Genomic DNA, 6,900 nt, shown 5'->3' on the forward strand with positions numbered 1-6,900 from the left:
AGAGGCCGGATACATTTACGCAAACTGCTATCGCCGGAACCTAAAATCCTTGCAATGACAGGGCGGACCATACATTTCGGCGGATGACATCCTGCAACATCTCGCGGTCCAGTGTCAGATCAGCGACGATCTTCTTGAGCCTGGAATTCTCATCTTCCAGAGCTTTCAGTCGGCGCATCTCGTCGGGCAGCAGGCCCGCATACTTCTTGCGCCAATTGAAATAGGTCGCCTGGCTGATCCCCGCCTTCCGGCAGATCTCTGCTACCGGCACGCCATCATCGCCCTGCTTCAAAATGAACGCCTTCTGGGCGTCCGAGAACTTCGATGCCTTCATGCTTCCGCTCCTTTTCCCAGCCGGGAAATTAACGCGGAAAACTCCAGTTATAAACGGTCCAGTTTTTGGGGATCAGAGCACGGGCATCAGCCGAACCTCATGCCCGAGATTAATCAGAACCCGAGCCCAGTGATGAGCCGTGGCGCACGCCTCAACCCCAATCAAACAGGGTGGCAGGTGATCGAAAAAGCTGATGATCTCCGATCGCCGGAGCTTCCTCCGCAGAACAGTATCGCCCTTTTGATCGACGCCGTGGACCTGAAAAACGTGCTTGGCGATATCCAGGCCGACTGTGATAACTTCCTTCATGGACGGTTCTCCCGATTGTGACCTTTGACAGCCACAGTATGCCACAACAGTGTTGGGTGCGGAGGCCGTCCACCTCATCACTCCATTGCACTTCTACCCCGGTATTCGATTGAACCTGCGCGAAATGCCGCGCGGACTGCGTGCCTGTCGGATGTTGGATGTCAGCTTTCTCGAATTCCTCGCCGATACCGGTCAGTCCGATAGCGGCCCCATATCAGCCATTCCCGAGGGCAAGTAGTTGCCCCTATGCGGAAATTCAGCGCGAACTTATCGGCCAATAACGGGGTCAGCGGTTCGAGTCCTTTCAAGAGCAAATGAAGACCGTTTTTCCAACGCCGTGATCGTTGCGCTGGCGAAAGCGGAGTGTCTCTGCTGAGACACTCCAAAGCGACGTCGGTAAGTGGCGGCGCCCTGCCGCTCGATTAACGCAGGCGTTGCGGTGTAGCTTCCGCCGGAATCAACGGAATGTAGCTTTCACCACCCAGTTGCTCGCGGTGTTCCGCTTTGGCCGCCAGGATGATTTCCGGGTCCATGAGCGTCTGTACAGCTGAGGCAGCAAGAACCTTGCCAGCCTGGAGCATGCCCTTATGGGCGTAGCCTGACTTGCCCTGCGAAACCATCTGCCAGGTGTGCGGCGGCGTGCCGTATGCCTCGGTTGCGACATAGACCTGTCCGGTCGGAACAAGCCAGCTGACATCGCCCACATCGGTAGAGCCATGCAGGAATGTCGGTTCTTCCTGAAATGCATTCAGGTCTTCCGACAGGATTTTTCCGCGTTTGGCAACCTTTGCCTGGACTTCTGGCGAGAAGGTCTTCTGGATGCTGGTGGCAAAGTCCTTTTCGCTGTTTGAAAAGCTGGCAGCACCAAATTTCTCGAACTCGCCGTGCATCATGCGCGCAAGTGAAACGTTTGGCACCAGATCGGCGGAGGCGGCGTCAAACGTGATCTCCAGTTCGGTGCCGGTCATCTGGGCCGCGCCGCGGGCGACGTCCTTCACTCGTTCGGTGATCTCGCGAACCTGATCCATGCGCGGCGCACGGACCTTGTAAAGCACCTGCGCCTGCGCTTGCACCACGTTGGGAGCCCGGCCACCGGTGTCGGTGATAGCATAATGGATACGTCCGTCCTGAATGATATGCTCACGCAGATAGTTGCAGCCGACATTGGTCAATTCAACCGCATCCAGCGCGGAGCGTCCGAGATGAGGCTCGAAGCCCGCATGGGCACTGGTGCCGCGGAACGTGAAGTAGAGCTGGTTGGTTGCCAGCATGCGGGCATTGTAGGCGAGGTTCTCGTCCCATGGGTGCCAGGTGAATGCGACATCGACATCCGAGAAAAGCCCTTCGCGAGCCATATAGGCCTTGCCCCCGCCGCCTTCCTCAGCCGGGCAGCCATAATAGCGGATCGTCCCCTCGAGCCCGAGTTCTTCCTTGCAGGCCTTGAGCGCCAGAACGGCGGCGAGCGCGCCGGTTCCCAAAAGATTGTGGCCGCAGCCATGGCCGTTTCCACCCTTGACGATGGGGTCGTGGCTGGTCGCGCCGCCTTGTTGGCTAAGCCCTGTCAGGGCATCGAATTCGCCCAGGATGGCAACGACGGGATGTCCCTCACCGTAACTCGCCACAAAGGCGGTTTCGATATTGCCGGCCTGGCGTGTGACGGCGAAACCGGCCTTTTCGAGCTCGTCGGCCAAAAGAGCGGCCGACTGGGTCTCCTCATAACGGATCTCGGCAAATGACCAGATTCTATCGGCTACTGATTTCAGATTGTCCGAATGCGCGGCGACGGTGCGTTCGATGATATCGAGATAGGTCATTGTATTCCTTCAGGCAGCCTGTTCGACAGGCTTTTTGCCGTGGACGGCGGGAAAAGTGGTGGCGACGGCGCAGACAACGACCGCGCAAGCGACGATGATCGAGAACGCGATCTCATAGTTCTGATTGGTAGCCGACAGCACGGCACCGATCAGCATGGGCGAGGCAAACGAGCCGAGCTGCGCCAGCGAGTTGATCAAGCCAGTGGCGGTGCCCACAGTATTCTGCGGGAAATGCTTCATGATGCTGACGAAGACGCTGATCGAGATCGCATTCAGGAACACGTTTGAGACCGACAGATAGGCGAAGGCAAGCGGGATCGATTCCTCATTCGCCATCAGATAGATGAAGATGGCCGAGACAGCCGAGCCGATGCAAATGAGGTACTTTTCCTTCTGGTGGAAGAAACGGTCGAGCAGCCAGCCGCAGGTCAGAAAGGAGATGAAGCCGAGCGTCGGCGGGATCATCGAATAGGCACCCATTTCGACCATGCTCATGCCCTTCACCTTGACCCAGTAGGACGGCAGCCAGGACTGCAGGCCCCAGAAGACGATATTGGTGAAGAAGTAGACGAGCGTGATCTTCCAGGTCAGCGTGTTTTTCAGGAGCGCGCCGATCCGCTTCTTTTCGGAGACCTTCTCAACCTTTTCCTGCGTAACCAGCGCACCCGCCGCCGGCTTCATGATGATGTAAAGAGCTGCCGAAAGAACCAGACCGATGGCGCCGAGAACAAAAAACATCACCTGCCAGCTATGTGCGGCGATCAACGCGGTGATAACCAGCGAGCCGACCGCAAAGCCGACCGAAGCGCCAGACTGCAACACGGATTTTGCGCGTGCCATCTGCGATTTTTCGAAATGTTCGGTGATCGCGACTGAGCCGCCGGCGGGGAAGACTGCTTCGCCTGCACCCGTGACCGCACGGGCGGCAGCCAGCCCGACAGCACTGGTGACCGCGCCAGAAACGGCAGTTCCCAGCGACCATACTGCAACGGCCGAGCTTAGCACCCGGCGGGCGCCGAAGCGGTCAACCAGATAGCCGCCGATCAACTGTGTCATGGAGTAGGCAAGGAAAAAGGCGCTAATGATCATGCCCTGATGATCAGGGCTCAATCCAAACTCCTCGCTGATCGGGATGATCGCAATGTTGATTGCGGTCTTGTCGATGAAACCGACAACCCAGCATATGAACAGCATCCCTATTATGACGTGACGACGCTGAAGGTTTGAAAACATCTCTGTGGTTCCCCTTTTTTTTGAGATTTTTCTGTTTTCGCATCGCTGGCACAAAACGCCATGTTGTAACTTCCATAAAAGATTGAAATGATATGTGCATCTGAACATAAGACACATCATGAAAATCGATCTTCTTTCCCATTCTCTCCTTCGCGACCTCGTGCAGCAAAAGAAGGTGTTTATGAAAAATGCGATGGTTGAGGCCGTCGGGACGCCGGCATCCGTGACGCATGTCCGCGATGTCGCCGCAGGTGAGATGCGGTTGGTTGTCGACCATTCGCATTTTACCGCCAGGCGCACGGAATTCTCTTTCCGCGGCAAAGGCGTGGAAGCGCTATCTGCGCAAATCTTACTCGCCATTCAGGAGCTTGTGGTCGAGCTCCAGGCGCGAACGCTCAAGATGCTTGGATCGGTGAATGCGGATGTCATCAACTCTCTGGATGACAAGGAGATCGTTCACAACGTCCTGCGCGAGGTGATGAACGTCCTGCCCCACTGCGACGCTGGTGTTTTCCGTCTGTTCGACGAGCAGACCGGTTTTCTCGTTCCCGTATCGCATGAGGGGCTGCCGGGAGACTATACCGATTATCGGCTTCAGCCCAATGAGTCCGTATCCGGAGAAGTATTCTCAACCGGGCGGCCTGCGATCCACAACGGCAGGCAAAACATTATCGACGCCCATCGGATCATGCGCCCCGAAAGTCAGTCATTCATGGAACGGTCGCAGATCGCCAATGCGCTGCTCTGCGTTCCTGTCATGGCGGAAGGGCGGCGGCTCGGAACGCTGACGACACTGTGTTTTTCCGTCGATGGAGCCTTCTCGACCTTTGACCAGACGGTATTGGAAATCCTCGCCGCGCAGATCGCCGTCGCCTATCAACGGTCGTTGGCATACCGCAATGCGGTTGCAACATCGCATCGGCTCGAACAGATGCGGAATGATCTCGCGCGGAAAAATGCGGAACTAGACAGGGCTGTGGAGCTTCACGAGACCTTCCTGCGAATATTCTCGGCCAATAGCGATCTGCGCGAACAGTTGCACGCGGTGTCAGAGCTCTACAAAATTGATTTCCGCTTCGAAAACGTGCTTGGAACCGGATATCAGTCTGTTGGCTGGGTTGAGGACGGCGAAATTCTTGATCAGGCTGTAGAGGTGGCCGATGCGCCCGTCGGCCATTTCCATTTCCGCATGTCGGAAGACTTTGGTTTTCATCGCACCCTGTTCGGTACTTTGGCTGCTTTCGTCGCACTGGATTTCGTCCGCGATATCTCGCGCATCGACCTACTCAATGCGAAGAAACAGGCCTATTTCGACGCTCTGCTTGCTGGAAGCACTGTTGATTACCGCAGGGGGAGTGACGGCTTTCGGCTTGAACGTTTCACCCAGATGTTTGTCGTAAAAAGCTCGAGAGGCGAGGTTTCGGGCAAATCCCATCTTTCGCTGCACAAGTCCCAGTCGGATATCCACAAGGGCATGTCACTATCCAACGTGTTGCTTTTTCATCAAGATGACCGCATCGTCATCCTTGTTTCTGCAGCGACTTCCGCAGCGCTTGATCGCAATCTCCTCGCGATATCCGAGGTGGCGAAGGCGCAAGGCCTTTATGTTGGGGCCGGTGACATGCAGGAAGACATCATCGGCCAAAACGACGCCCGCGCCCGCGCCACCCAGGCAGCCGACGTGTTGTTACGCCGCGGGCGGCCAGGTGTTTTGCTCTATCGAGACATAGGATTTGAAATGCTTCTCCATGGCCGGGATCGCAAGGACGTTATCGGATTTATCCGCCAAACACTCGATCCGCTTCTGGCAGATGAAAGACATCGTGGACTGCTAGACACGCTTTCGACCTACGTGCGGGAGGGCAAGTCGGCGACCCGCACCTCTCAAGCACTCCACATCCACACCAATACGCTGTACCAGCGACTTTCCAGGGTTGAGGCCCTGACCGGCCGCCGCATCGCGGATGCTTCCGATTTCACTTTACTAAGCCTGGCCTGCCAGCTGCACGCCGAATATTCGAGAGGCGACCCGATCGGATAAAGAGCGCGATCATCTTGGATGCCGAATTCATCTCAGGTGATTGTTTTCCGTCCGTCTCATGCCTAGCAACGGGGTCAGCAGTCCAGTACCGCTCAAGGCGGTTGCTCGGACGCTCAGTGTGCCTGCGTCATTCAGGAAAATCTGTCAGAACGATCTTCCCAAACAACCCGCCAGCCTCCATCCGGCGATGGGCCTCCGATGTAGCCGCGAGCGGATAGACCGCTCCAATGACCGGCTGAAGCACTTTTCCCATCATCGGCAGTACTTGTTCCTTGAACCGGCGGATCATTGCCCTTTTTTCTGATCGTGATCTCGATTTCATGACCGTGCCAATCAGTTGCAGGTGGTTGTGAAGTACGACGCCGAGTGGAATGATGGCGTTATCATCGCGCCCCAACAGGCCCACTTGGACAAGCCGACCACCGGGAGCAAGACTACGAATGTTGCGGGCGAGATAGGACGCGCCGACAAAGTCGATGATCAGATCGACCCCGCGAGACGCCGTCGCATCAACAACTTCCGCCTCGAAATCCACCCGCTTGTAATCAAAAACAGCATCGGCGCCAAGTGACAGCACGTTGTCGATATTGCCTGCTGAAGCAGTGGCCAGGACAGTGGCTCCGGCAGTCTTTGCAAGCTGGACAGCAGCCGATCCGATGCCGCCTGCTGCAGCATGAACGAGGACGGTGTCACCTTTTGCGATGTGTCCGGCGCAGGACATCCGCGCCTCCGAAGTCATCGAAGATGATCGCCTTCATTTGGATATCTCCTTACTTGGAAAGGGCCCGGCGGGCGATGCTTGCAGCAAAAAGAGGTGTCTCACGACTGTTGTGGTCGCCGCCTGCTGCCTGACGGGCCGCTGCAGCATCTTCGAACTTGATGCTGTGCTCGCTGAGGAAGGCCATGAACACATCCGTCGGATGGGCGGTAACCTTGTTGGTATAGCGGGTCCTGCCATCGTCGATCTTCATTGGCCGTGAAGACATCGGAGATCGAGTTCATGCGGCAGTAGGCAGGCTCGGCGACCTCGGCCACATAATGCTGCACGACGAGGCCCGAGCCGATCTGCTCAACATTGATCGACATGCGACGACGGGCCTGTCGCAAACATTTTCGGAGGGCGCGATTACCCCCTCCGCATCTTCATTTTCATGCTTTATTAACTTTTT

At 56.6% G+C, this 6,900-nt stretch carries 4 protein-coding genes and 3 pseudogenes; 1 reads left to right on the top strand and 6 read right to left on the bottom strand.

Annotated elements, in window-relative coordinates; all coding sequences use genetic code 11:
* Positions 1–76 precede the first annotated feature (76 nt).
* The 4 genes and pseudogenes from V6R85_RS25860 to V6R85_RS25875 form a co-directional block, all read right to left on the bottom strand.
* A pseudogene (locus V6R85_RS25860) lies at positions 77–334 on the bottom strand (transposase); the annotation flags it as partial.
* 81 nt (positions 335–415) lie between these two features.
* Positions 416–643, bottom strand: a pseudogene (locus V6R85_RS25865) (IS110 family transposase); the annotation flags it as partial.
* 422 nt (positions 644–1,065) lie between these two features.
* Positions 1,066–2,457 carry an amidohydrolase gene (locus tag V6R85_RS25870; protein ID WP_111785498.1) on the bottom strand — a complete coding sequence of 464 codons (1,392 nt, stop codon included), beginning with the start codon at positions 2,455–2,457 and terminating at the stop codon, positions 1,066–1,068.
* Between the two features lie 9 nt (positions 2,458–2,466).
* Positions 2,467–3,690, bottom strand: a complete 1,224-nt coding sequence (locus tag V6R85_RS25875; protein WP_111785497.1) for an MFS transporter — start codon at positions 3,688–3,690, stop codon at positions 2,467–2,469.
* Between the two features lie 118 nt (positions 3,691–3,808).
* Between V6R85_RS25875 and V6R85_RS25880 the strand changes: the two genes are divergently transcribed.
* Positions 3,809–5,731, top strand: coding sequence for a helix-turn-helix domain-containing protein (locus V6R85_RS25880; RefSeq protein ID WP_111785496.1), 1,923 nt, complete (start codon positions 3,809–3,811; stop codon positions 5,729–5,731).
* Between the two features lie 127 nt (positions 5,732–5,858).
* On the opposite strand, the gene V6R85_RS25885 is transcribed toward V6R85_RS25880, so the two are convergent.
* Both V6R85_RS25885 and V6R85_RS25890 read right to left on the bottom strand, forming a co-directional pair.
* Positions 5,859–6,470 carry a zinc-binding dehydrogenase gene (locus tag V6R85_RS25885; RefSeq protein ID WP_236773453.1) on the bottom strand — a complete coding sequence of 204 codons (612 nt, stop codon included), beginning with the start codon at positions 6,468–6,470 and terminating at the stop codon, positions 5,859–5,861.
* A gap of 31 nt (positions 6,471–6,501) precedes the next feature.
* Positions 6,502–6,823: pseudogene (locus V6R85_RS25890) on the bottom strand (hypothetical protein); the annotation flags it as partial.
* Positions 6,824–6,900: the final 77 nt, after the last annotated feature.

The sequence above is a fragment of the Agrobacterium sp. CCNWLW32 genome, from assembly GCF_037083425.1.
Taxonomy (GTDB): Bacteria; Pseudomonadota; Alphaproteobacteria; order Rhizobiales; family Rhizobiaceae; genus Agrobacterium; species Agrobacterium radiobacter.

Bases quoted from the DNA above. Each gene is read 5' to 3' on its own strand.
- V6R85_RS25870 (WP_111785498.1), bottom strand. From the start codon at position 2,457: ATGACCTATCTCGATATCATCGAACGCACCGTCGCCGCGCATTCGGAC.
- V6R85_RS25880 (WP_111785496.1), top strand. From the start codon at position 3,809: ATGAAAATCGATCTTCTTTCCCATTCTCTCCTTCGCGACCTCGTGCAG.
- V6R85_RS25875 (WP_111785497.1), bottom strand. From the start codon at position 3,690: ATGTTTTCAAACCTTCAGCGTCGTCACGTCATAATAGGGATGCTGTTC.
- V6R85_RS25885 (WP_236773453.1), bottom strand. From the start codon at position 6,470: ATGACTTCGGAGGCGCGGATGTCCTGCGCCGGACACATCGCAAAAGGT.